Source organism: Ignatzschineria rhizosphaerae, from assembly GCF_022655595.1.
GTDB classification, from domain to species: domain Bacteria; phylum Pseudomonadota; class Gammaproteobacteria; order Cardiobacteriales; family Wohlfahrtiimonadaceae; genus Ignatzschineria; species Ignatzschineria rhizosphaerae.
The window spans coordinates 1,039,069-1,064,230 of sequence record NZ_CP093379.1; the positions used below are offsets into that span (position 1 = coordinate 1,039,069).

Here is a 25,162-nt window from a genome sequence, read left to right on the forward strand (position 1 = left end):
TCCTTATTAAAGATACTTGAATATGAAAAAACTAAAAAAAATCGAAAGTCTCTCTGATCAAGCGTTTGAACTCTTACGCGAAGCGATTCTTAACAATGTGTTAGAACCAGGAAAACTCTATTCGGCAACTGAAATTGGTGAATGGGTAGGCGCATCTCGCACTCCAATTCGGGAAGCTGCGCAACAACTTGCAAATATTGGTCTTGTTCGTATTGAAAGAAACCGAGGAATCCGTATTCTTCCAACGTCTTTAAAAGATTTGTTAGAATCTTTTCAAATCCGTTTAATGCTAGAGGTGCCGCTTGTTCGTAAAGTTGCCATGATTCGTACAGAGGAAGATATTAAGACCTTAGAGAAAGCTTATAACAAGCTCCTTAAAGCAGCTGAGTCAGATGATGCAAAAGAAACGCTTAATGCTGATAAGGATTACCATTCTGAGCTTCTTAAAATTGCAGCTGTTGAAAGAGCTTTAGCAATTATCGATAACACTCGTAACACGGTTCTCTTGACAGGACCTAGTACTATTCCACATTCTCGAACCTGTATGGAAGCTTTTGAAGATCACAAAGGACTTCATGAAGCAATCTTAAAGGGGGATCCAGAAACTGCAGGGAAGGAGATGGAACGACATATCATTAATACCGCTCGTCTCTTAGTAACCCAAGAATCGGGAAGCCGAGAAAACTGGAATGATTCAGATCTTCTTGAACAGTTTTCATGGATTCATAAATAGTTAAAATTCGCTCCTTGTTGTTTGTTGATTAAAATTCTTCTGATAATAGCTATTTTTAGCATAAGTTAGAGTTGCATGCAACATACAGAGAGTAATAATCCTAAATTTGTGTAGACAAGGAGCAGACTTTAACTAAATGTAGCTTAAATAGGCTCTTAATAGTCGTTAAATCAGTTACCAAAAAATAATCAGAGGTTAGTTATGCAAGAGTTATTTCGTCAAATTATCCATTTGGAAAAGAAATTACATCACCCTGAGCATCGTCAAAATAGACTGTTTTTAACAGCAACACTCCATGATGATTTCTTGGAGTTTGGTCGTTCGGGGTTTACAACTAATAAAGCGCAAACTTTACAGGATCTATTAGGCGTTGAACCAAATTCTGTTTCCATGATTCATTCTGAAAATTATGTCTCGGTTCTACTGAAACCAGGCGTAATATTGGTGACATATCAGAGTTATCAATTAAAAAATCAAGAGCGAATTAAACTTACGAACCGATCATCTGTTTGGGTAGAAACACGCTCTACAGATTGGCAGTTACGATTTCATCAAGGTACGCCGGTAGCAATAGATTAGGAAACTCATAGATTAAGAGGCAACATAACAAGCATTAAGTATTGTGGCTAGTATATTTCTATTTTTCTGATATATGTAAAACGTCTGATTCTATATATTATGTTAAATTAACGGTACCTACAATTCTACTTCACGAATCTACTAAAATAACTAAATTTATGATGTAACCTGTTAGACTGATAATTCTTATTTTTAGGTTTTGTAGTCAAAATGTATATCAATAAAAAAATTAAAGTTCAAAATGAAACTGGTCATTATTTAATAAGAAAAGATACGCAATTACCTCTTATGTTTCCTCTATTGTATAAAGTATTTAGGCTTCGCAATAAATCGGTTAGTACTCAAAAAGTTACAATATTAGCTATACTTAATTGGTACAATTATTGGGCTTTTAAAAAACATGAATGCTTTGATACCTCTTTTTTCAATAGTAAGTATGATCTTGAAATCATCTATCCAGAATTTGATGGTTTTTTATTATTTCTGTCCAAATCATGTAAGAAATCAGTAAAATCCACGTCCATGTATTTATCATGCTTAAAAGGTTTTTTTGAATATTTAGCATTACGCTATACTAGTGCTAAATATGAGTCATGCAATAAAGAAGTTAATCATAATGTTCAATTTTTACGTATACACAACCGTTTAAATACTTTGTTTCAATATAATGAAACTAATGCCTTATCGTTAAATAAAAGCTGGAATGTTCCATTAATTCAAATAGATAAAGATCTTTTAGATAAGATTTTAAATATTGTCAAACCATCAAGTAAACTTACTGTTAATCCCATGAATCCCTGGAAGACACCCCATATCCAATTAAGAAATTATATTATAATCAGTTTATTAGCGAATTATGGTTTAAGGATAGGAGAACTCTTATCTTTGACTATTCATAGTATAAAACCTAATTTATCAGGTAATGGCTATTCTTTGATAGTAACTGAGTCAAATGAAGAAGACAGTAGATTTAGCAAGCCTTTAATTAAAACAACAGATTCACATAGAAATATATTTTTATCTCCTTTTCATTATGAATTATTAAGTGTTTATCTTAATGTAGTCAGATTGCAGAGCCCTACTCACCATTCATTTCTATTTATTAGTTCAGGATCAAAACGTCATGCTTTAAGTTATGAACAAGTAAAAAAAATAGTATCTAAATTATCAAATGTAACTAAAGAATTTTATCCAGAGTTGTTAGATATGAAAACTTTTAAGTTAACTGCTCATACTTTTCGTCATGTATGGGCTACTCATTACTTAGAATATCTTGTAGAAACTGAAAGGCAAGATTTAGAGGTAGCTAAAGATAACTTAAGATCTATGGGGGGGGTGGAATATGATGAGTGAAATCCCTACATATTACGCTAATGAATATATTTCTAGAAAAGCAAATAAAGCCAATCAAAAGCGAATTCTTAAAGGATTGTAATCTATGCCAAAGTTACAAGGCGACTTTTTTTTAAATAGTGCTATCGCACTAGATCTTACTCAAGATCAAAGAGATTTTTTAATACTCAGTGCCATACCCACTAACCTTAAGTTAATAAGTCGAGATTTTGATAGTGAATACGTTGAAACAAATGTAGATGTATGGCGGATAAAATATTCAGGCCGAAGTTACTTATTTAAGTTTGACCTGAAAGATACTTATAAGAACAAGTTTTTGAAATGGGTTACTTCATCAATTTTAAAAGTACATAGTATTAGCTATGGATATGCTTGCTATTTAGCGCTCACTAAATTCCTGCTATCAGATTCAACCCAAATATCTTTTAGTAGCACTCTTTGCTATCTTCAGTCAGAAACTGTTTTAGAAAACACGAAAATTTATTACCCATTAAAAAGGGTTATTTCTTTTCTAATAGAATCTGAGTTTCCTGAATTCCCTTTAGAGGCTCTCTTTGAATTAGAATCTATTCCTAAGCCTAAATTAAAAGACTGGGAGTATTACTACCAGTTTGATATAAAAATCAAACCTGATTTAAAACGATTTATACGTAATGCAATTTTAAATTTGGTCCAGGATTTAAGTAAGCTATCTTACGAGGAGATTATATATCTATCTACACTAGTAGTATGTTATGAATCTGGTCTCAGACCTTTTCAACTATTTAATTTAAAAATGCAAGATTTTAAAAAGCATAATATGTTTTTTGAATTGGATGTTTCTAGTCAAAAAATCTCAAGTAAACGTAAAAAAAAACAGGTTGTATCTTTAAGTAGTGAGGCTGGGAAAATACTGGAAGAATTAGTAAATAGAAGACTATTAATACCTTTTGAAACAGATCAGCTTTTACAAATCTCTCCATTAACACCAATGATTCAAACAGACTCTCATTATTATCTTAATTCTGCTCTAAAATTAATTCAGAAAAAATGTAACTCACAGAATTCTGATGATCATTTACCTATAATTTCAGCATATGATTTTCGACATAATGTAGGTCATAGCTTGGCTATGAGTGGAGCATCTGCTGATGAAATTGCCTATATGCTTGGACATAATTCAACAGTTGTCGCTAGACATTATATCTCTGCCACCCCTGAGATTGCTATTTTGAAACAAAAAGCCCTAGGAGAAAACAATGCTTATTTAGATATGATGGGGCTAATAATGACAGGAGATATAACGACCGAGGATAAGTGGACTACAGAAAAGGTATCGGGGAGCATTGCATTAAGTCTAGTTACAGGCATAGGAGGATGTGGTGCTGAAAGCTGTCACTTTATCCCAGTGAGAGCATGCTATGGTTGTAGTAATTTTTATCCCTTTAGAGATGCTGATCATAATCATGTTAAAAATCTATTAAAAGAGGAAGTGAAATTACTAATGGATTTATCTGATAATACAGGTCAAGCTAGCCGAAATCCTATTATAAATGAGTATGAACAAACAATTTTTGAAGTAGATAGCGTCATTACTAGATGCCAGAAACAAGGGAGAGGGAAATAATGCTAACCAGGAGAAATAATCTCAAATCGTTTATTCAAAATGAAAAGACCTACTATAATGAACATTTACTAAAAACATCTGGAGAAGATTGGAATAGTCCTATTTGGGCTGGTAAAGGATCAGGCTGGTTAGCTATCAGAAACAAGTCTATTAGTTTTAATTTTGAGTCTTTAAAGAGATTGACAGGATTCAAAACTAACATTTCAACTATAGATTCAAATTATCAAAACTTCATGAAGTCGATGATTATATATAGATTTAGATTAAACAATGTCTCCCCACAAGCATTGAATGCTTTACTACTTAATCTAAAACGTATTTATATTATTTTATATGAAATAACAGGGCAAACAGACCCTTGTTATATCACAACAGAAATAATACAAGAAACAGATACTCGTCTTGTAAAGTCAGGATATAAAAATATATTTGATGCTGTGGCAAACTTATGTGTAATTCAGGGAATCTTAAATAATTTAAATCTTACCTTATCCCCCCTGCTCCATACTAATAAACATAAACTTAACAACACGTATAACAAAATTAACAAGCAAAAAATTCTCTTAAAAACAAATGTTGTAGATGACTTAGCATATGAAGGTGATGACAAACTTATTTCTTTTGATGCTTTTAGAGCCTATGCATGGATTACTAATAACACTAGAAATAAATGTGAACTATTAGGGTGCCGTATAGTAGACATTCTTTTTGCTACAGGCATGAGAATAAATGAAATTCTATATTTACCAAGAGATTGCTGGGTAGAAAGAGAAATAGAATCAGAGTCGCACCTTGATTCTATTAAAGATTTAAATAATAAATCCTTAAAAATGTATGGTCTTAGATATTTCTCAGAAAAAAATTCTGATGCCTATATTCATTGGATAGAACCCAATGCTGTTTCGATAGTTAAACGAGCTATTCAAGATATTTTGGAACTGACTTATGACTATCATTTACAAGCTAAGTTTCTCGTAGAAAATGAAGGAGCTCGAATTCTTAATAAAGATATATTTAGAGATGAAGTTTCTTTGTTTGATGTGCTAGAAAAATTATTCGAAACCAATCGTTTTTTCAAATGGTTCGAACCCAAGAAAGGTAGGAAAAAGAATCTACTTATTCTTTTAAAGGAAAGTGTTGAGCACTGGTGTTCATTAAACAATATTTCCCCTATTAGAATGATTGATGTGAAAGTAAGGTTTTCAATAGAAGAGAATAGATTTATTAATGATCCTACACTAAGGCATTCAACCTCAATTCCTATATATAAAGTTGAAGATTGGGAAAATGCTCTAAAAAAGCATTTCAATAACCCTAAACAGTTTCTACACTTCAACTTTAAAATTAGAAATGCTGAGAGTAAAGTTAGATTAGATGAACTGTTATTGGTAGCTCCCCTTGGATCTACTAATGTTAATAATGCTATTAGATTGCTTCCTGTAGTGGAACCAATAAGTTACCAGTCAATTTCAAAATTTCTCTCATCAAATGGGAAAAACAATAATCAAAACATCTTCGATGTTCATAAACTCTATGAAGCTGATGGAAATAGAATTAATATTAATACTCATTTTATGAGACACAATATCAATACTTTTCTTGCTCTTGAAAATATTAGCGAGCATCAACAAGCTATTATGATGGGAAGAAAAGATATTAGGCAGAATAAAGCTTATCAGCATTTACCTGAAGAGCATCACTATCAGCTTCAAAGTCGTTTTCAGATCAATAAACAAAAAGAATCAGATACTCCAAAAGAAGGGGAAATTGAGGCATTAATTACAAACCCATTAGATCACTTAAGCACTGAGCCGATGTTGTTTTCTGAACAATTAAATTTAGAAAAGAATGTCCAAAGAGCATTTCATTCTTTAGACTCATCTATTCAAACCAAAGAGCTAACTTTATCTCTCTGTGAAAATAATTTACTTTTGAACGAACTGCAGAATACTTATAATGAAATTGAAAACTCAAGCGGTCCTCAGTCTGCAAAGGAATTTATCAATACACATGGAGGTTCTTTGCATATAGTTCCTAATGGGGCTTGTACGAGAAATATAGCGCTTCATGGCTGTCATAAAAGAATGAAATGTATCAGTGGAGATGGCTGCTCAAATCTAACTGTAACTGGTCGTATTGGAGAGTTATCCAATATCAAAACAACTATTAACAACATGCGTAATAACATTATTAAATTAGAAAACTTACAGGAAAAAGATCCACAATATAGTAGAGCATTGATAGAACAACAGTCTGATTTGATCAATATGGAGAAAGTATTGAATAAAGCAGAATTAGCTGCCCAAAATAATCTAAAACTATATGTTTTTGATAATGGTAATAACTACTCAGCCAATCAACGTCCCACTATGCTCGTTGATTTATTTCGAAATGCAATAGATAATCAAGACTCTTAATTAATTGAGTGAAAATTGGATGAGCACTAGTATAAAAAGATTAGCCGGGAAAGATCTCGATATTCTCGTAGAAAAAGAGCTTCAAGAAATGCTACAGGAAGGATATGATCTCTCCCCTATCTCAGCGAAAGTTGTGCATTTAAGATTACTTGAGAAACAAATTATTAATGGGGGATTAAGCACTTTAAGTACTCCATATAGAAAAAATCTTATAGCTGAATATAAAGATAAACAATTATATGAAGCAAATTTAACAGAAGAAGCTAAAAGACAATTAAGTTCTAATAGATCATTAGAGGGCTATAAACGCCGTTACCAAGAGAAGTGTGATGAAGTCACAGCTCTCGAAGCAATTGTACAAAATAATATTGCTGCTTTAGTTGAAATAGTTATAGCGGTTGAGAGCAGAACACCTCTAAAAATTGAAAATATTCTTGCCCCTACCCTGCTAACAGACTTAGATATACAAACAGAGACTAAATTACATAAAAAAAATCTCGAAGTAGTTACTATAAAAAAGTCTTAACCTAATGAATAGTTGTGCATAATAAAATCAAGAGTTGCATCTATAGTTTCCCCCTTCCTGATTAGATCAGCAAAACTATTCAGCACATCTTTTTCAATATTATATTCAACAGCTTGCTGCAATATATACATGGACTTAGAGTGTGTCTCTGAAAAATCTTCTATTTGATCCTTCTTTGAAAAAATCAATTTCACCTGTTCAGCTGGTGTATATTCATCAATTTCAAATAATTCATAAAAGAACTGACTTAAAATACTTACTGATGAACCTTGACTACGATTCCAAGGCATAGTGGATGCCTCATTTTTAAGAATTAAATCTAAGAGCCGTTGAAGCTTTCCTAATAACGTTTTTGATGCCTTGTCCTTGTTATAGTAGGAACGAGTTGATAAAGCAGCAGCATCTCTCACTATTCTCCAAATAATGGACCATACTTCTGACATACTATATTTTTCTAGAGATGTACGAATAAGGTTATTTATTTTTTGATAATCATCTTCATGAATTTCAAGTCCATGATGACTATTTTGCATTTCAAAATAAGCCATACAATCACTCGTAGCGATATCTAACCATACTTGATATATTTTATCACATGGGGTTATTCTTCTCTGCCTTAAAAGTCTAATGGTATCAGATATAGGAGTACCTGCTTTATCTGGTACAAAAACATAGGTAACGTAATAATAGTAGTAAGATAAAGATTTATCATCGTTCAATACATATGCATTGCTATTAGCTTTAGATGGAGAATCGATAATCACACCCTCAGCGATGAGTTTTTTGATAATCGCAAAAATTTCTTTACCAGTAGGTGCTAGTTCTGTACATTCATCGACTTTAAATCCATTAGAAATAGAACTAGAAGTAAGAGCCTTACTCAATCCAATCAGAAGCAGCTTAATATGTACAGGAATTTTGGAATAATCATAGCGGATCTTAGCATTATGCTCAATTCGTGTAGCGATTCTTTGTTGCAATAATAGTTGCTCTTTCTGTTTGCGCTGCAATAAAGCATCTTTTTTTCTTATTTCACATTCTTTACAATCTCTATGATGTTTAAAGGAAGATTGACTGTCTGTTCGGGAAGTACATAGAAAAGGTTCTCCACATGAAGGACAAGAATATTTATCGTTCCATGCCTTTGAAATACTTAGAATATAATCTAAAAGCTTTGGAAGAGTTTTTATATCTTTAAATGGCAGTAAATTACTGGTCTTGACTATGAATTTACCATCTTCATCCTGCCCCCAGTATTCATTTACTAATTTAATATCAGCCAGATCCTCTGAAAATATTTCTACTTTTATCATTATATTATGTCTCTTATTTTAGGTTAATCTGTTTTAATTCTACCGTTTAAAGCAATATTTTAGTTGTACTATAAATTTATCCATTTTCATAGTGGGCAAACTCGATTCATCCTAACCCGTATTTATTTCTATTAGTGGTAAACTATTCGATAATAAAATTAACTAGTCATTACCATGGATCAGAATATGGCAATTAACCAAACAGAATTATTTAGTAAGCTTGAAAAACTCACACAAAACAAAGATCAAGATAATTTCATCTTTGATTTCTTAAGCCTCTATGACTTCCCTAAATCTACGATTACTCGACTTAAAAAAACGGTTGCTGGGGAAATAGATAATATCAATGTTGCCGCAGAGCCGGAAAAAGGTGAGGTTGCCAACCAAAAAGGGATTTACTTTAAGCCCATTATTGATGGTGAAAAGCTATTGGAAACAATGGATTTCTTAAGAGACAGTGCTACTATCCAATCGAAAGGCATTACCTTTATTATCGTGACTGATTATGAAGATATCTTGGCTTACGATGTTGAAAATGAAGAAATGATAGATTGTCCTTTCACAGATTTGCATAAAGAATATGGCTTCTTTTTACCCCTAGCTGGATATGAAAAAGGTGCTGATTACAGTGATAATCCTGCGGATGTAAAGGCTGCGGAGAAGCTAAGTCGTTTATTCGATTTAATCCGTTATAAGAATGAATTCAATACTGATGCTGAAATCCATGCGCTCAATGTCTTTTTAACTCGTTTACTCTTCTGTTTTTTCGCTGAAGATACCGCTATTTTTAATAAAAATCAGTTTAGCGATACTTTGGCTAAACATACTAAAACAGATGGTTCTGACTTAAAAGGATTTTTAAAATCATTATTTCTGGTTTTAAACAGTGAGCCTTCCTCAGAATTACGCCAAAACTCAGCATCTCATTTTACGCAGTTCCCATATGTTAATGGCCGTCTTTTTGCACAAGAAGATACTGTTCCTGAGTTCGATGCACGAACACGCCGTATGCTTCTTGAGTGTAGTTCTTTAAACTGGTCCGAAATTAATCCTGATATTTTTGGTTCAATGTTTCAGGCGGTGATTCACGAAAATCAAAGACGTAGTCTGGGCCAACATTATACTTCTGTCCCTAATATTATGAAGCTACTACGTCCACTTTTCTTAGATCCACTTGAAGAAGAGTTGATTCGAAGCCGTCATAGTGAAAAGAAATTAAAAGAGCTCCTATTGCGTTTAAGCAATATTCGCATTTTTGACCCTGCTTGCGGATCAGGTAACTTTTTGATCATTGCTTTTAAAGAGCTACGCCTACTTGAAATTCGGATATTCCAAGCCTTAGAAGCTTTAAATGATAAGCCTGAGATGATGATGTCAAATATCCGTTTAAGCCAATTCTATGGTATTGAGATAGATGACTTTGCCCATGAAATTGCTCTACTCTCTTTATGGCTAGCAGAACACCAAATGAATCGAGAATTCAATCGATTACTACACAGTCATGTCCCTACTCTGCCTCTTCATGAAAGCGGTAATATTATCCAAGGAAACAGCCTTAGAACCGATTGGGTAGAGTTTTGTCCTGCAAACAAAGGGGAAGAAGTTTATGTTGTCGGTAATCCTCCATTTGTTGGAGTCAATAGTCGTTCAAAAGAACAATCTAAAGATATGGAAATTGTTTTTAAAAGCTTTAATACCTTTAAAGCATTGGACTATGTAACATCATGGTTTTGGAAAGGCGCACAATATGTAAACAATACCGATTCTAAGATGGCATTAGTAGCAACCAATTCTATTTGTCAGGGTGTTCAAGTAGCCCCTCTATGGGAATCAATTTTTAATTTAGGTTTAGAAATAGATTTCGCTTATCAAGCCTTTTTATGGAAAAACAATGCTAGAGATAAAGCTTCTGTTTATGTAGTAATTGTAGGATTATCAAAAAAAGCACTTAATAAAAACAAATCCATTTACAAAGAAATTAATAATAACTGGCATCAACTAAATGTTAGTAATATTAGCCCTTATTTAATTGAAGGAGTAAATATAGCCATTCGAGAAAGAAGGACTTTGCCAATATCTGATATTCCTAAAATGATAAAAGGCAATATGCCCATCGATGGCGGAAACTATTTATTAACAGATGATGAAAAGCAAGAATTGCTAAGATTAGAACCTGAAGCTATAAACTTTATTAAAAAGGTCGTGGGTTCTCAAGAGTTTCTTCAGGGAATTAGTCGTTGGTGTTTATGGTTAGCAGATTTATCATTAGAGGATATTAAACAGTACCCTCAGATTCAAAAGAGAGTAGATGCTGTAAAAAAAATACGACAGAGTAATCCAGATACTGTAAAGCTTGCTGCCAGACCTCATCAATTTAGAGAAACTAATAATCCAGATACTTTTATTATTATTCCAAGTGTTTCAACAGAAAGAAGAGTGTATGTCCCTATTGACATACTTGGGAAAGAGACAATTATCACAAATTTGAGTTTTTGGATTCCGAACGCTGATTTATACCATTTTGGTATTTTGACATCCCTTTTGCATAATGACTGGATGAGGGTAGTAGCAGGAAGATTAAAGAGTGATTACAGATACTCGTCTACATTGGTTTACAATACCTTTCCATGGCCTCAAAACATCGGTTTACAACGACGCAATAATATAGAGAAACTAGGGAAAGATATTCTACGCACACGTGCTCAGTATCCTAATAAAACACTAGCAGATCTATATGATCCCGATACAATGCCTATAGATCTATTAGAAGCGCATGAAACATTAGATCGAGCTGTTGAGAAGCTCTATCGGGATGCCCCTTTTAGAGATAGTACAGAACGTGTTGACTATCTATTTAAGCTCTATGAAAAGTTGATTAATGAAGAGAAAGCCCAAGGTAAAAAGAAATAGAGGATAGTGAAGATGAGTCAAACGGTCAATTTAGTAGAAGTGAATTATGAGCAGACAGGTGCTAGTACTCAGCAAAATACTATGGGTATGCGAGAGATGCAAGCTAGAGCTTATGCTTATAGAAATAGTCAATATCTATTGATTAAAGCGCCACCGGCATCTGGTAAATCAAGAGCTTTGATGTTTTTGGCCTTAGACAAACTCCAAAAGCAAAATATTCAAAAAGCAATTGTTACGGTTCCTGAAATGTCTATTGGAGGGTCATTTAAGGATACTGATTTAATACGATATGGTTTTTATGCGAATTGGCATATCGAAGATAAAAACAACCTCTGCCTAACTGATGGTGAGACAACAGGTAAAGTTGACCGTTTCGTTGCATTCCTAAAAAGCAGTTCCCCAGAGGATAATATTATCCTCTGTACACATGCAACACTGCGTCATGCTTTCAAAAAGCTAGAGCCTGAGGATTTTAATAATACCGTTTTAGCAATCGATGAATTTCATCATGTTTCTGCAGGTGATGAAAACATATTGGGTCATTTAATCGATGAAGTTATGCATGGTTCTAATGCTCATATTATAGCTATGACTGGCTCCTACTTTCGAGGCGATGCTGTTCCTATATTAGAACCAGAGGATGAAGCAAAATTTGAAAAGGTAACTTACACGTACTATGAGCAACTCAATGGCTATGAGTTCTTAAAGTCATTAGGAATTGGTTATCATTTTTATCAGGGCCGTTATATAGATGCTTTGAATGAAGTTTTAGATACAAATCAAAAGACCTTAATCCATATTCCAAGTGTGAATTCTTCAGCATCGACAGGAAACAAGTATACAGAAGTTGGACATATTCATGATGTGATTGGTGAGGTTGTTGCCAAAGATCCAAAAACACATATTTTGACTTTAAAGCGCCATAGCGATGGTAAGCTGATTAAGGTAGCTGACCTTGTTGATGACAGTAAAGAGCGCCCTCTTGTCATGGAATACCTCCGAAATGTTAATCATGCAGATGATATCGATATTATTATTGCTTTAGGTATGGCTAAAGAAGGTTTTGACTGGCCATGGTGTGAACATGCTTTGACTGTAGGCTTTCGAAATTCGCTCACAGAAATTGTACAGATTATTGGTCGAGCAACCCGTGATTGTGAAGGTAAAACCCATGCACAATTCACTAATCTTATTCCACAGCCTGATGCTACTAATGATGATGTCGTGGTTTCTGTGAACACCATGTTAAAAGCAATTAGTGCATCGCTCTTAATGGAGCAAATATTAAAGCCTAATATCACCTTTAGACCCAGATCTAGCATCAATGAAGGTGAAAAGTTAGCACCAGGTACAGTTATTGTTGACGATACAACTAAAGCACCCTCTGCAAAGGTGCTTGAGATTCTTAATGGCTCTACAGATGATATTTTTGCAACCTTATTAAATACCCCTGAAGCCCAACAAGCCTATTGGTCTGAGCAAGGAATTATTGAAACAGAGGTTGTTAATAAACTCATTATTCCGCAAATTATCCGAAAGCTCCATCCTGATCTTGATGATGAAGAAGTTGACCAAATTCATCAAGGATTATTGACAAGCTTGTTTATCCGACAAAATGGTGGTGTTGTAGAAGGTACTTCCCTACCCTTGAATGCTATTATTGAAGGAGAATTAGCTGGAGGAGAGATAAGTTCTGAAGGACAACCTGGTGATTATAGTGGACAGCAATTTGTCAATATTGGCAATCGATTCATTAATTTAGATGATCTAAATGTGGATTTAATCGCTTCTGTAAATCCATTTCAGGGAGCCTACGAAATACTGTCTAAAAATATTGATGCACCATTATTAAAAACCTTACAACAAAGTTTTGCATCCCAGAAAATTAATATGACTGAGGAAGAAGCAGTTATGCTTTGGCCTAGAATCAATCAATTCAAGACAGATTATGACCGATTACCAGATCTTAATAGCAATGATAATATCGAGCGAAGACTTGCTGAGGGCTTGCTCTATATTCAACGGAAATTTATTGAGAAACGCCAAGAGGAGAATGCTAAATGAAACTTACCGGTATCAAGTTAGCAATCTCTGACCTAACTCTTGAAGATATTCTCAATGGTAAAGATGACCCTCATGGATTATTAAAGGATTTAAAACCTAAAAAAACAACATCAAAATCTAATCCTTTGACGATTAGACTTGATGAAATTAATCAGTTTATTGATAAAAACTCGAGAAGGCCTGACCCTAATAGTGAAAATATTTCCGAAATGGTCCTTGGTGAAGCACTTCGGTCTATTATTCAGAAACATTCTGAGGATCAGGATATTCTTAAAAATGATAGGCATAACCTGCTCACTTTAGATTCTATTCGAGTAGAAAGCGCTACCATTGAGGAGTCAGACTGCCCGAGCTCACCAACTATTTCAAAAACTGTCCAAGATATTGAGACCTCAAAATCTGTTACTTCTTTAGAAGATATTTTTAATACCGCTAATAGTTTACTCGAGGATAGTGCAGGTATTTTTAATTTACAGCATGTACCTGCGGCAAAACAGAATAAAGATATGCCAGATGAGATCGCCGAAAGGAAACAATGTATCGATTTTTGGAAGTTTGAAGCTCTTTTCAGTGAGATGCAGCAGAAACTGAAAAACGGCGAATATCAGCTCCAAAAATTCAGTAATAACTCACAAATTCGAGAGGGGGATTTCTTCATTTTAAAAGGCGTAACTTGCTTTGTAGATTCCATAGCTGCGATTAGTGAAAGGGATGATACTCATAATCCTAGAATGCGCTTAATATTCGAAAACGGCGTTGAATCAAATATGCTAATGAGATCCCTTGCAGCCTCTCTTTATAAAGATGAAAATGGACGACGTGTATTGCAGGGTGCTGAAGCAGTTACTGAGTCGCTGATCAATACTTCTCATAAGGATAAACCTTTAGGCTATCTCTATATTTTAAGATCGTTAGGTAATAAACCTGCATTAGCACAATTTGATAATCTCTATAAAATTGGCTTTACGGCCACTACTATCCAAGATCGCATTAAAAATGCCGAAAGAGACACTGCCTTTTTAGAATCACCGGTAGAAATCGTAAAATACTTCGAATGTAGACAGGTCAATCCGCATATGCTCGAAAGACTTACTCATACCTTTCTTGAAGCACAAAGAATCAAAGTCATGTTAGTGGGTCGTGATGGTCAACACTACTTGCCTAATGAATGGTTTAATGTTCCTTTAGAAACGATTGTAGAAGTTGTTAAAAGAATTAGTGATGGAACGATTAATCAATATCGGATGAATAATACTACTGGTGAGATGGTTAGGAAATAAAGAAATTAGCCATTTACATTAAAGTTTCAATAATTACCAAATACTATAATACTTATGAAATATAAATATCTACCAACTTTAATCAGAGATTGATATGAAAAAAGAAAAAACTATCAGAGAGCTAATACACGAATTACAGAAAGATGTCAAAATAGTTGCAAGCGCTCGTTTTAATAAAGTAACTAGATTAAAACGCCAATCACAACTAGCACTTATTGCGATTTCTTTTTTATCATTCACCTTGATCATTGCATCTATTGCTACAGAGCTGTATCACATATCCGCCATTAAAATACCGAGTACTAAATATGAAATGAGTATATGGTTTTTTTCTATTCTTAGCTCTATATTTATATTAGCTATCTCTATTTTTATATCAAAAAACCAATATGATCTTCAAATTTCAAGACTATATGCCTCTGCTGTTCAAATTAATAAAATAGTGAGAGACCTAGAGCTTATCGAGATCTATACAGACGATAAGTTAGAGATGGAATATCAAAAGAAATTGAATGAGTACAATCATATCTTAGATAGCGATCATATTAATCACGATACAATTGATTACTATACTGTAAAGCCATTAAAATATAGGTGTGAAAAGATCAAAGTGTTTTGTAAAAAAACAGTATATTTTTTTCACAATATAGTTGTTTACTATTCGCTAATATTAATTGTTAGTATTCTTGTGTTATTATCACTTACCTCTCAAATAATTACTACAACCAGTCACTATAATTAACATGTTAGATCAAACATTTAGCACAAAAAACTTTATTAGACTTCTTTCTAAACATGAAATTATAAAATTTCAATTAGGGCGAAATAAACAAGATTATGAGTTAGCTATAAACTTAGCCATAGAGAATACAAAGCTCTCCAAATCTTCTTATCCCTCTATGACGTATATTCAGAGTGGTTTTTTTACAAAAAATACCAATAAACTACTCTTCTCGTGTTCTGATCTTCATTTACATTTAATTTTAAAAAAAATATCTCATAATTTAAAAAGATTATATAAAATAACCCCTCAAAGTAGAGGGGATATTTCTCAGCAAATTTTTAAACTATTAGAGTCTTCTTCTAATTATGAGCTTATAAAAATTGATATATCATCATTTTATGAAAGTATTCCACTAAATAAGTTAATAAGAAAAATTCAAGAAGATAGACTTTTAGCTAAAGATTCTATCGAAGTATTATTAGCACTTCAAACTGAATTGGAATCTAAATATAAAATTGAAGGTTTACCAAGAGGCTTAAGTATCAGTCCTTATTTATCTGAAATATATATAAGACAGCTAGATTTTAAAATAAAAATGATGCCAAAAGTGTATTATTTTGCTAGATATGTTGATGACATATTTATCATTGTTTCATCTGGAGCGAAAGATACATATAATGCAATCTTAGATGAACTAGCTAAAATTGGATTAAATACTAATAGAAAAAGCCAAATATTGAGTATACCAGCGATCTCTAAAAAAACACAAAAAAACAAGAGGTATACAACAACTTACTTAGGGTATCAATATGATATCACTACTAATTGTTTTGGTGAAAAAAGAGTTATAAATGTACAGCCATCGATAGCCAAAATAAAAAAAATAAAATCTAAAATTATGCATACCTTTTTGGATTATCCGTTTAATAAAAACAAACATCTATTACTAAAAAGGTTACAGATTTTATCTGGAAATTATCCTATATATAGTCCAACTGTTAACTCATCAATCCATGATGGGAAATTAAAAGCTGGTATTTTTTACAGTAATCCACTGGTCAATCAAATAGGTGTATTTAAAGAGCTAGATATTTTTGTTAAAAAACTACTGTATACTCAAAAAAATAATTATGTCGGTAGATCTATTAAGATGCTAAGAACAGAGCACAATCATATCCACACTGAATTAGAAGATATTAAATACAGTTTTTATGATGGATTTAAATCGAAAAGATTTCATAATATTGATCAATCTGTGATGACAACCATAAAATCTTGCTGGAAAGGTAAAGTTTAAATGTCTATAAAAAAAGCTATTAAGTTATCAAAAAATGACTTTAACCGAGTAGTTCTTATGGATGTCTTACCCTATGAATTACCTTTCATTTTAACCAATGAAGGTTTTTACTCACTTTTAAACAATAATTCAAAAAAAATTGATTGCTTTATTAGCAATGACTTTTTTTTAAACGAGTTGTTTTTTTCTGACAATGTAACGGAAACGCATCCATTAGATTATAAAATAACCAAAGACCAAGAAAGTGAAAGAGTTTTATCATTGATTCATCCTAAAGCACAAATTAAATTTATAAAACTGTATAAAGATTATTATCAATTTATGATCTATTCGTGCTCTAAAAGCAGTTATTCACTAAGATATCCATATGAATTATCACATCTTTATATTGAGAAAGAAAAACATATTGAAAATCAGATAGATCAATATAAAGATGAAGGGATAAATTTGGAAGATAGTGAGCCTATATATACAAGTTCTTTTTTTGAATATAAGCAGTACTCTTTTTTATATAAATTTTATGATTCATATGAATTTCATAAAATCGAAAAAAAATTTAATCATTTGTTTAAATTTGATATAGCCAAGTGTTTTTCATCCATATCCACTTTTCAGATATCTAAGTCTCTTAAAGGAGTTATTGATCATAATTCATCGAAAAATTTCCATAGTTTCGAAAAAATATTTGAAGATATCATGTTGTTTTCTAACGCCGCTAATAGTCATGGAATTGTTATTGGACCTGAATTCTCTAGAATTTTTTCTGAGATAATATTACAAAATATAGATTTTAAAATTAAATCTAAATTAGATGGATTAGGGATTTATGAAGGCCAAGACTATATTATTAAACGCTATGTAGATGACTATTTCTTATTCTATAACAATAGAGCAATAAAAAAACAGGTTCATAAAAATATTGTTGAAATGTTATCAGAAATCTCTCTTTTTTCTAATGATGCAAAAAATATAGAATACAATATCCCTTTTATTACTGGTGTAACCAGAGCTAAATCTGAAATAAACACCTTGCTTTCAATTTTTTTTGAGAGAAATTTTAATAATGAAGAGAATTCAAATAAAGAATCATTAAATTTTTATTATAAAATATCCAATAATCTAATAAGTCAAATAAAGTGCATAGTTTATGACAATAAAGTGCAATATTCTAGCATCACAGGGTATTTCTTTACTATTATAAAAAGAAATATAACAGATATATCTTCCAAGATTAAAAATTATGATCTTAAAGATATGGAAGTATTTACTAGAAAAATATTAATTATTCTAGATTTAGCTTTTTTTGTATATTCAATGGACTTTAGAGTTAGGAGTACCTATTTAATTTCTCAAATAGTTATTCTAATTAATGAGTTAACCGTCAATTTCAAAGTAATAAATGAAAAATCAATAGCTAATGATCAAGACTTTCTACTTTCCGAAATAATGGATAATAGCTACGATAGAATAAAGAAAAAGATTTATGATGAAGTTACTATTTCTTTAAAAAATGCTATAGGAAAAGAACAAGCCCGTTATATGGAATCTTTAAACTTATTAATAGCAATACGAGACATCGATCGTCAGTATAATTTACCAGAGCTTTTACTTTCCCAGATAGTTGGCATTTCACTAGATGATATAGAGGATTATGAAAAAGACGTGAATTATTTCCAGCTAATGATTACGTTGTTCTACATGTACAGAAATAAAAATAAATATCCAAAGCTTGATAAAAAAATTAAAAATATAATTATTAAAAAACTATCAGACAATCAAGTTAGTATTTTTAATAGCTCTGAATTAATACATCTCTTTTTTGATAGTTTATCATGCCCCATCATAAGTGAAACAGATAAAAAAGCTATATTTAATGTTATATATCAAAGGAATAAAGATAAGATTAAAGATCCATCTGAACTATTCAATTATATTACCAAAAATAAATGGTTTATTGATTGGGATATTAAAACTATTGATGCCATCAAAAAATTATTGATGAAAAAAGAATTGAGACAGGCATATGGAAATTAATGTACACTATCAATGTTCTAGTATAAAAATACTGGAAGCACTCGTTGCTTCTTGATGAGGTTCAGTCCTTACACACGAAATAACATTGTATTGGAACAAAAGCACGAATATTATTCGTGCTTTTACTTCTTTGTAGTCAACGTAAACTTACCCCAAAACGGCACAAGCCAAAATTAGAGATTTCTGTCATTATTACTTAGATGGGGAAAATTATGAAATAATCAAAATTCACAGAAATACAAATTGTGAGCATTTTAAAGTTGACAGAAAAGGGAGCTAAAGTTACCGATATTTGCTGAGAATACGGTATTATAGTAGTGCTCTACTTATTTTCAGTTGAAATTAAATGTGGAGGCTTAGAAGCCTCTGATTTAAAATGTTTACGGGAAGTTGAGACTGAAAATGTTAAACTTAAAAAGATGTATGCTGAGTTAGCACTAGAAAATGCAGCAATTAAGGATTTATTGGGAAAGCTTTAACGCTGGAACGACTTCGAGAAGCAACTCAGCATTTGGTCTTTCGAGGATTACTATCGATAGCTAAAGCATGTCGAGTGATAGGTCTGTCTCGTCGCAGTTGGTATCGGCCTGATCCTAGCCAAAATCGTTTAGATCGCGATCAGCCTATAGTCGATGTTCTTAATGCAATTATTCAGAACCCACGCGATCTCACTGGGGATTTTGGAAGTGTTTTTATCGATTGAGACTCGATGGCAATTTATGGAACTTTAAACGTGTATGGCATATTTATTGTGCTATGAATTTAAATAAAAAAAGATGCACTAAAAAACGATTACCTGCGTAAGCTTACCTCTAAAAACATATACTATTCTGATAAATATTCTATTTTTAGATGCGATTTGCATTTAAGTATACTGTGTAAGGTCTTCTGCACATATAAGAATATCTTCTGGAAATCCTATTTGTACATAATTTAGGTTTTCTGAAAATAAAAAATTTGTATGTAATTCTGTAAGAACTAAATCCTTACTTAAATCAAGGATATCTTCTATAAAATATAAAATTCCACTAAAATAATTCTCAGGACGGTTTTCAAGTATAGAATTAATAATATTAATTAAGCGCTCATATTTACTGCGATAATCATCAGGATATTTGTTTTTAATTTTAAAATTCTCAAATAAATGTAAAATGAAATAGTTAAAATATACTCTTCTATTTAACCCGGTCATAAACTCAGACCATCGTAAACTCTGTTTATTCTTTAAAATCCTTTCAGGTAAATAGTATCTTAATCTTGTATATAGTCTACCTATAAATCGCGCAGCGTCTGCACTTAAGATAGGATAGGTTGATGCTAAAACTGTTTTGGCTCCAGCACACAAAAAAGCATTTGCAACATTATAATGTCCTCTATCTGCGGGACTTGTATCACAAGAACTCAGTATCACAATAGGTGGTATTCTAGCTAAATCAATTAGATCATAAGGATTAAGCATTTCAGATGATAATCCAAGTACTCCACAACTATCATTTTCTTTGTGTCCACCGTGCATATCAAAAATAACCAGAGCATGTTCAAAGGCATTTAAACTATTTACTAATTCATCTTTAGTTCTTACATTTTTATATATAATTTCAGGCTTAAAATCTGTTAAAAATGCATCAACATGTATTTTATCAACCTCTATATCAGAAGAAATAATCTTTTTCAGTTCATTTATCAAGTCAAAACTAATTGGATCATTATCTTTAAAAGAGCTTATAACTAATATTTTCGCAAAGGATTCTAAAGTTAGATCTACTGATGAACTTCTTAATAAAAGATTCTCTTTTATTAAGCTAGGAGTATTAAAAATACGAGATACATTATGCCTAATCATCAATGGTAAGCCGTCAATATTAGTCCATTCTAAAGGAAAATTAGAAATAATCTTAATTTGCTTGTTAAGACTGTTAGAAAAATAGTCAAAATTTGTATCTGCAGACTCTGTTACAATATTGCTAAATTTCCTTATCTGACTCTGTAGTTTTTTTGTTACAGACTTTCTAATAGAATAACTTATCTCGGAGAGAGTGGGAAATATGTTATTGTTTGTTAGTTTTAATTTGATTTCAGGAGTTAACCTAGAAGCAGTATAAAAAAAACACATTAAACTATTAAAATAAACTTCTTCTTTATACCTTAATATATATTCATTATTGCCATCAATAATGTTTAAATGATCAATATTTTTAGAGTTTTTCGCAAAAGTCACAGCTGAAGCAATTTGTTCATAATTTTCTTCATTAATTTTTTTTAAAAAATGTTTTTTGTATTGTTTTGAGTTTGCCGAATACTCTAAAGGTATACTAAAATCTGTTATCAAATAGTCTGCGCTAGGAATATGGACCTTCCTAGGTAAATTATTTGCAATTTTACTTTTAATAAGATTAATTATATTAATTGACTGTTCAACTACATTTACATCTACATTTACATTTACATCTTTAAATTTTACGCCTAAATTTTGTGCTAATAAAATATTGCTATAAGTAAATATGTTCACTGGTATATGGAAATCAGTATCAATACCTTTTTCTTGATAATTGTCTTCAAGGTCAGAATAACAATCATAACTATCTTTTATATTTTCTAAAAAAAATCTCTTCAAATTATCTATGGTAATATCTTCAAAATAAGGAATATTATCTTTTCGCCCACGATTAAAGGAAATATACAATACATCATTATGATTTTCATCTACCACATCATCAATATCAACAAAAACTATTTTAAAATAATGCTTAATCACAGATATTTCATTAAAATCCTCAATAATTTTAATATAATATCCAGGGAAAATACTAGTAAGGCGAAGATTTATTTTTTCTTCTTTACTTACAAACAACTCTGGAATACTTATGGGTAGTTGAGCTATTAGTTGTAATATGGGTCTTAATCTTAAACGTTCTTTTGAAAAGTGTAAAAATGAATACTGATCCATCTTTATATTTACTTCACTTTTTATAACATAGCAAATATTGTAATTATAACTCATACTCAATCTCTCATTCTTAGTTACTTAAAAATTCGTTTCATATATCTGATGTCATCAGAATGATTTGTACCATGAACTGTTTTTAATTTATTTAATATTTTGATCGACCAATTTAACTATCCCGATACAACTTTTTGAAACCATTTGAATGTTTTCATCTCATTCCTTAAAATCATCACAACTAATATAGATATTGTTTTACCATTATTATCCGTATTTAACATTAAAACAGCATAAAGCATCTGTACAGAAATTAGGGAAGCTTTCAGATTTATAAAAAATAATTTAATACTGTTCGATTAGAACTTTTTCTATTTGAATTTCACTTAGTCCACTTTTAATTAAATTTTTTCTTAATAGTTCTAACCTAGTCTGAGCTGCTAGCTTGGCTTCATGAGCTCTATCAGAAATAAATTGCGCCTTAAGTTCATTTTCGATACGGTAAAACCGTATGTTTGATACACAGGAGTTAAACCACTCGTATCTATAAGCGACTTCTTGGATTGCAATGGTAGCATGTGTTTCTCCAATTCCTTGATTGCCTACATATACAATGCCTTGAATATTTCTAAAACCATGATTTTCTAAAATTTTTCTAATACAAACACAAGCCTCATCAATATTTGTATGAAATTTTTTTACCAAATGATTGGTATCTATATCTAAAATTATTAAATAACGGCTCATTAAAAGTATCTCCTGTTTTGTTAGTTAGTATAACTGTAATCTAAAAAAATTATAATTTACTAGCTTAATGAGGTCTTTTTCATTTCATCCTCGTGTACAGTAAATCTTTCTGTTCATGAAGTTTTAAATAATTAATAACTGCCAAATACCTTATGAATCAAATGCTTTAAGTAAATATTTCTCATGAACCAACTGTAGGTGCCGTTAAGTTAAATAGCATAGATGCGGAATGATACCACTGTGTATTTATAGCCCCTAGACTATAAATCCCCTAGACTATAAATACACAGCTAATAACTACCAATCTAAATCACCAAAACATATAGTAGAAATAAAAATTAACATTCTGAGGTTGAAGATGAATGTTTATTTGTGATCAAGTAACTGATAGCTAAATGTATGGCATTCATTAAACTTACATTGAACACCTACGGATATGAAGTTAATGGATCCAATAACAATCACATAAATACTAAGAATAGTTGCGAGAATTTTTAAAACAGGAAATTTCGTTACAGTTTTTTCCTGCCATTGAGTTTCACTACCCCATATAAGTAATTGTAGAGCTAGTGCAAGAATTAGGCATGTTGCAATGAAAATAGACCATACGGGCATATGTATTCCAAAGACTGCACTGCCAATATATTCATGCCCTGGGCGAGGATAGATATCAAGTAGTGTTTGACGAACGGAAATAATGAGCAAAAGCAAAGAAAAAATCAGACTAATTCCTGTATTACGGTATGAATAGCCATGTTTAAATTGTTGCATAATTCCAAAGCATACACCGAACATCGCAGCTCGTTGTAGTAAACATAATGGACATGGTAGTTCCCCATTAGCATATTGTAGTGTCATAGCCGCTGTTAAAATTGCGGCTATGACCGCCATCATGCCTAGCATGTAAAAATAAAGTAACCACGTTAAGATACTATCTTTGTCTTTATAATCTTTCGTATTCATAAAAGTCATTTTCATTTATCCTCAAACTAACTTTATTAATTCAGTTGGTGCTAGTTGTACTTGTATCCAAGGCATTTTGTAACCGTAATCGGGGCTATGGATTTCCCAAAGAAATAGATGAACGGCTAGTATAAAAAAGATAAATAAAAGAATGAGAGAATAACTCCGACGACCAAACCACCCAACAATTAGGGAGAAGGCAAGAAACCCAAACACAAAAAACATCATATTTATTACTCCTTCATATTAAGACAATAACCGTAAGATATTAATTATAAAAAATGTGTTTTTATAAAAATTTACATATTGATGTGATTAATACACCTTTCATATAACATGGTCAATAATTTTTATATTAATATTTTCATTAAGAAGGTAGCGATTAGCCCTTTTCTCTTCTCTTCTTTTCTATTTCTAGATAACTTCTTAGATTGAATGCGTTACAGAGTCTCTAGGTCTATAAAGCAAATGTGATAGATGGCCTTTTTTGTCTACCCTACTTTTATAATATTAATGCCATTAACCATTGTTCATCCTTTTTAGGATGTATCTATCTAATTATTCTTCCATCTTAAATTGAGCTAAAGATGATTTTTTAAGGTAATGATATTTATATTTCATAGAAGCTTATATTAAGCTATAGTTTAATAGTGTTAAGATGTTAATATACAAATGAATTAACAATATTCTTGGAGGTTAAAATGAAATATAAAAACATTACAGTAGCAGGAAGCGGGGTTTTAGGAAGCCAGATTGCTTTTCAAACAGCTTATAAAGGTTTCTCTGTAACCGTATACGATATTAATGAAGAAGCTTTAGATAAGGCTAAAGATCGGATTTTAAAGCTAAAACCTTTATATGAAAAAGACCTAGGTGCATCAGCTAAAGAATTAGATGATGCTTATGCTCTAATGGAGTTTAATAGTAATTTAGAGGAGGCTGTTAGGGATGCAGATCTTGTTATTGAAGCTATTCCGGAAGTATTAGAAATTAAGAAAGATTTTTATACTAAGCTTGGAAAATTAGCACCTGCTAAAGCAATCTTTGCCACAAACTCTTCTACACTATTACCTAGTCAATTTGCAGATGCTACAGGTCGCCCTGAGCAGTTTTTAGCATTACATTTTGCCAACCAAATCTGGACAAATAATACAGCTGAAATCATGAAACATTCCGGTACTAATCCAACAGTGTTTAATGATATTGTCGATTTTGCTAAGGCGATTGGTATGGTGCCAATCAAAGTAAATAAAGAGCAACCTGGCTATGTTTTAAACTCTCTGCTCGTTCCTTTTTTAAAGGCAGCACAATTACTCTTAGTCAAAGAAGTAGCAGATCCCGAAACAATTGATAAAACTTGGATGATTGCGACAGGCGCACCACTTGGACCATTTGCAATTATGGATATTATAGGGCTCAATACCCAATATAATATTGCTAAAACGCAAGCAGCTGAAGAAGATTGCCCTGATTTAGCTAAGCTTGTAGCACTATTTAAAACAGAATATATCGATAAAGGAAAAATGGGACGAGCGACTGGTGAAGGCTTTTATAAATACCCTAACCCTCGATTTGAGGATCCTGACTTTTTAAAAGAATAAGAGTTTAATCTCGCAAAAAAAGGGAGAAGATAATTAATCACTTATCTTCTCCCTTTTTATAGTTTTCAATAATT

General features: G+C 31.8%; 17 protein-coding genes. 13 read left to right on the top strand and 4 right to left on the bottom strand.

All coding sequences use genetic code 11. The features are described 5' to 3' along the window. Positions 1 to 22 precede the first annotated feature (22 nt). The 6 genes from MMG00_RS04485 (at position 23) to MMG00_RS04510 (ending at position 7,214) form a co-directional block, all read left to right on the top strand. Entirely contained in the window at positions 23 to 733 is a 711-nt protein-coding gene (locus tag MMG00_RS04485; RefSeq protein WP_242151991.1) for a GntR family transcriptional regulator, read from the top strand. A gap of 201 nt (positions 734 to 934) precedes the next feature. Continuing rightward, positions 935 to 1,312: a nuclear transport factor 2 family protein gene (locus tag MMG00_RS04490; protein ID WP_242151994.1), complete on the top strand. Its 378-nt coding sequence runs from the start codon at positions 935 to 937 to the stop codon at positions 1,310 to 1,312. 210 nt (positions 1,313 to 1,522) lie between these two features. Further along, entirely contained in the window at positions 1,523 to 2,665 is a 1,143-nt protein-coding gene (locus tag MMG00_RS04495) for a site-specific integrase (RefSeq protein ID WP_242151997.1), read from the top strand. An 85-nt stretch (positions 2,666 to 2,750) separates the two neighbouring features. Further along, entirely contained in the window at positions 2,751 to 4,271 is a 1,521-nt protein-coding gene (locus tag MMG00_RS04500) for a site-specific integrase (RefSeq protein ID WP_242152000.1), read from the top strand. After that, the gene (locus MMG00_RS04505; RefSeq protein ID WP_242152003.1) at positions 4,244 to 6,688 is read left to right on the top strand and encodes a hypothetical protein; all 2,445 of its coding nucleotides are present in this window, start codon (positions 4,244 to 4,246) and stop codon (positions 6,686 to 6,688) included. The genes MMG00_RS04500 and MMG00_RS04505 overlap by 28 nt, the downstream gene beginning before the upstream one ends. A gap of 4 nt (positions 6,689 to 6,692) precedes the next feature. Further along, entirely contained in the window at positions 6,693 to 7,214 is a 522-nt protein-coding gene (locus MMG00_RS04510) for a hypothetical protein (protein WP_242152006.1), read from the top strand. Here MMG00_RS04510 and MMG00_RS04515 read toward each other — a convergent pair. Then, on the bottom strand, positions 7,211 to 8,527 hold the full coding sequence (locus MMG00_RS04515) for a hypothetical protein (RefSeq protein WP_242152008.1): 1,317 nt from the start codon (positions 8,525 to 8,527) through the stop codon (positions 7,211 to 7,213). The two genes, MMG00_RS04510 and MMG00_RS04515, sit on opposite strands and share 4 nt — an antisense overlap. Before the next feature lie 186 nt (positions 8,528 to 8,713). Here MMG00_RS04515 and MMG00_RS04520 point away from each other — a divergent pair, with 186 nt between their 5' ends. From MMG00_RS04520 to drt3b, 6 genes are all read left to right on the top strand, one after another. Then, entirely contained in the window at positions 8,714 to 11,437 is a 2,724-nt protein-coding gene (locus MMG00_RS04520) for a class I SAM-dependent DNA methyltransferase (RefSeq protein WP_242152012.1), read from the top strand. 12 nt (positions 11,438 to 11,449) lie between these two features. Then, positions 11,450 to 13,501 carry a DEAD/DEAH box helicase gene (locus MMG00_RS04525; RefSeq protein ID WP_242152016.1) on the top strand — a complete coding sequence of 684 codons (2,052 nt, stop codon included), beginning with the start codon at positions 11,450 to 11,452 and terminating at the stop codon, positions 13,499 to 13,501. Further along, the gene (locus tag MMG00_RS04530) at positions 13,498 to 14,781 is read left to right on the top strand and encodes a GIY-YIG nuclease family protein (protein WP_242152019.1); all 1,284 of its coding nucleotides are present in this window, start codon (positions 13,498 to 13,500) and stop codon (positions 14,779 to 14,781) included. The genes MMG00_RS04525 and MMG00_RS04530 overlap by 4 nt, the downstream gene beginning before the upstream one ends. A 94-nt stretch (positions 14,782 to 14,875) precedes the next feature. After that, positions 14,876 to 15,523, top strand: coding sequence for an SLATT domain-containing protein (locus MMG00_RS04535; RefSeq protein ID WP_242152021.1), 648 nt, complete (start codon positions 14,876 to 14,878; stop codon positions 15,521 to 15,523). A 1-nt stretch (position 15,524) separates the two neighbouring features. Beyond that, positions 15,525 to 16,802 (top strand): antiviral reverse transcriptase Drt3a, encoded by a 1,278-nt coding sequence (gene drt3a, locus MMG00_RS04540; RefSeq protein ID WP_242152023.1) that lies wholly within the window; start codon positions 15,525 to 15,527, stop codon positions 16,800 to 16,802. After that, on the top strand, positions 16,803 to 18,836 hold the full coding sequence (drt3b, locus tag MMG00_RS04545) for an antiviral reverse transcriptase Drt3b (protein ID WP_242152025.1): 2,034 nt from the start codon (positions 16,803 to 16,805) through the stop codon (positions 18,834 to 18,836). 865 nt (positions 18,837 to 19,701) lie between these two features. On the opposite strand, the gene MMG00_RS04550 is transcribed toward drt3b, so the two are convergent. From MMG00_RS04550 to MMG00_RS04560, 3 genes are all read right to left on the bottom strand, one after another. Continuing rightward, positions 19,702 to 21,837, bottom strand: a complete 2,136-nt coding sequence (locus MMG00_RS04550; protein ID WP_242152027.1) for a CHAT domain-containing protein — start codon at positions 21,835 to 21,837, stop codon at positions 19,702 to 19,704. 285 nt (positions 21,838 to 22,122) lie between these two features. Next, entirely contained in the window at positions 22,123 to 22,524 is a 402-nt protein-coding gene (locus tag MMG00_RS04555; RefSeq protein ID WP_242152030.1) for a VapD, read from the bottom strand. A gap of 366 nt (positions 22,525 to 22,890) precedes the next feature. Continuing rightward, positions 22,891 to 23,418 carry a disulfide bond formation protein B gene (locus tag MMG00_RS04560; RefSeq protein ID WP_432805936.1) on the bottom strand — a complete coding sequence of 176 codons (528 nt, stop codon included), beginning with the start codon at positions 23,416 to 23,418 and terminating at the stop codon, positions 22,891 to 22,893. A 770-nt stretch (positions 23,419 to 24,188) separates the two neighbouring features. On the opposite strand from MMG00_RS04560, the gene MMG00_RS04565 reads away from it, so the two are divergent. Continuing rightward, positions 24,189 to 25,088, top strand: a complete 900-nt coding sequence (locus MMG00_RS04565; RefSeq protein WP_242152034.1) for a 3-hydroxyacyl-CoA dehydrogenase — start codon at positions 24,189 to 24,191, stop codon at positions 25,086 to 25,088. Positions 25,089 to 25,162 lie beyond the last annotated feature (74 nt).

What these genes read in the sequence shown, in the direction of transcription:
- MMG00_RS04520 (WP_242152012.1), top strand. Translation starts at nt 8,714, where the DNA reads ATGGCAATTAACCAAACAGAATTATTTAGTAAGCTTGAAAAACTCACA.
- MMG00_RS04550 (WP_242152027.1), bottom strand. Translation starts at nt 21,837, where the DNA reads ATGAGTTATAATTACAATATTTGCTATGTTATAAAAAGTGAAGTAAAT.
- MMG00_RS04525 (WP_242152016.1), top strand. Translation starts at nt 11,450, where the DNA reads ATGAGTCAAACGGTCAATTTAGTAGAAGTGAATTATGAGCAGACAGGT.
- MMG00_RS04555 (WP_242152030.1), bottom strand. Translation starts at nt 22,524, where the DNA reads ATGAGCCGTTATTTAATAATTTTAGATATAGATACCAATCATTTGGTA.
- MMG00_RS04495 (WP_242151997.1), top strand. Translation starts at nt 1,523, where the DNA reads ATGTATATCAATAAAAAAATTAAAGTTCAAAATGAAACTGGTCATTAT.
- drt3b (WP_242152025.1), top strand. Translation starts at nt 16,803, where the DNA reads ATGTCTATAAAAAAAGCTATTAAGTTATCAAAAAATGACTTTAACCGA.
- MMG00_RS04565 (WP_242152034.1), top strand. Translation starts at nt 24,189, where the DNA reads ATGAAATATAAAAACATTACAGTAGCAGGAAGCGGGGTTTTAGGAAGC.
- MMG00_RS04515 (WP_242152008.1), bottom strand. Translation starts at nt 8,527, where the DNA reads ATGATAAAAGTAGAAATATTTTCAGAGGATCTGGCTGATATTAAATTA.
- MMG00_RS04530 (WP_242152019.1), top strand. Translation starts at nt 13,498, where the DNA reads ATGAAACTTACCGGTATCAAGTTAGCAATCTCTGACCTAACTCTTGAA.
- MMG00_RS04490 (WP_242151994.1), top strand. Translation starts at nt 935, where the DNA reads ATGCAAGAGTTATTTCGTCAAATTATCCATTTGGAAAAGAAATTACAT.
- MMG00_RS04560 (WP_432805936.1), bottom strand. Translation starts at nt 23,418, where the DNA reads ATGATGGCGGTCATAGCCGCAATTTTAACAGCGGCTATGACACTACAA.
- drt3a (WP_242152023.1), top strand. Translation starts at nt 15,525, where the DNA reads ATGTTAGATCAAACATTTAGCACAAAAAACTTTATTAGACTTCTTTCT.
- MMG00_RS04535 (WP_242152021.1), top strand. Translation starts at nt 14,876, where the DNA reads ATGAAAAAAGAAAAAACTATCAGAGAGCTAATACACGAATTACAGAAA.
- MMG00_RS04505 (WP_242152003.1), top strand. Translation starts at nt 4,244, where the DNA reads ATGCCAGAAACAAGGGAGAGGGAAATAATGCTAACCAGGAGAAATAAT.
- MMG00_RS04500 (WP_242152000.1), top strand. Translation starts at nt 2,751, where the DNA reads ATGCCAAAGTTACAAGGCGACTTTTTTTTAAATAGTGCTATCGCACTA.
- MMG00_RS04485 (WP_242151991.1), top strand. Translation starts at nt 23, where the DNA reads ATGAAAAAACTAAAAAAAATCGAAAGTCTCTCTGATCAAGCGTTTGAA.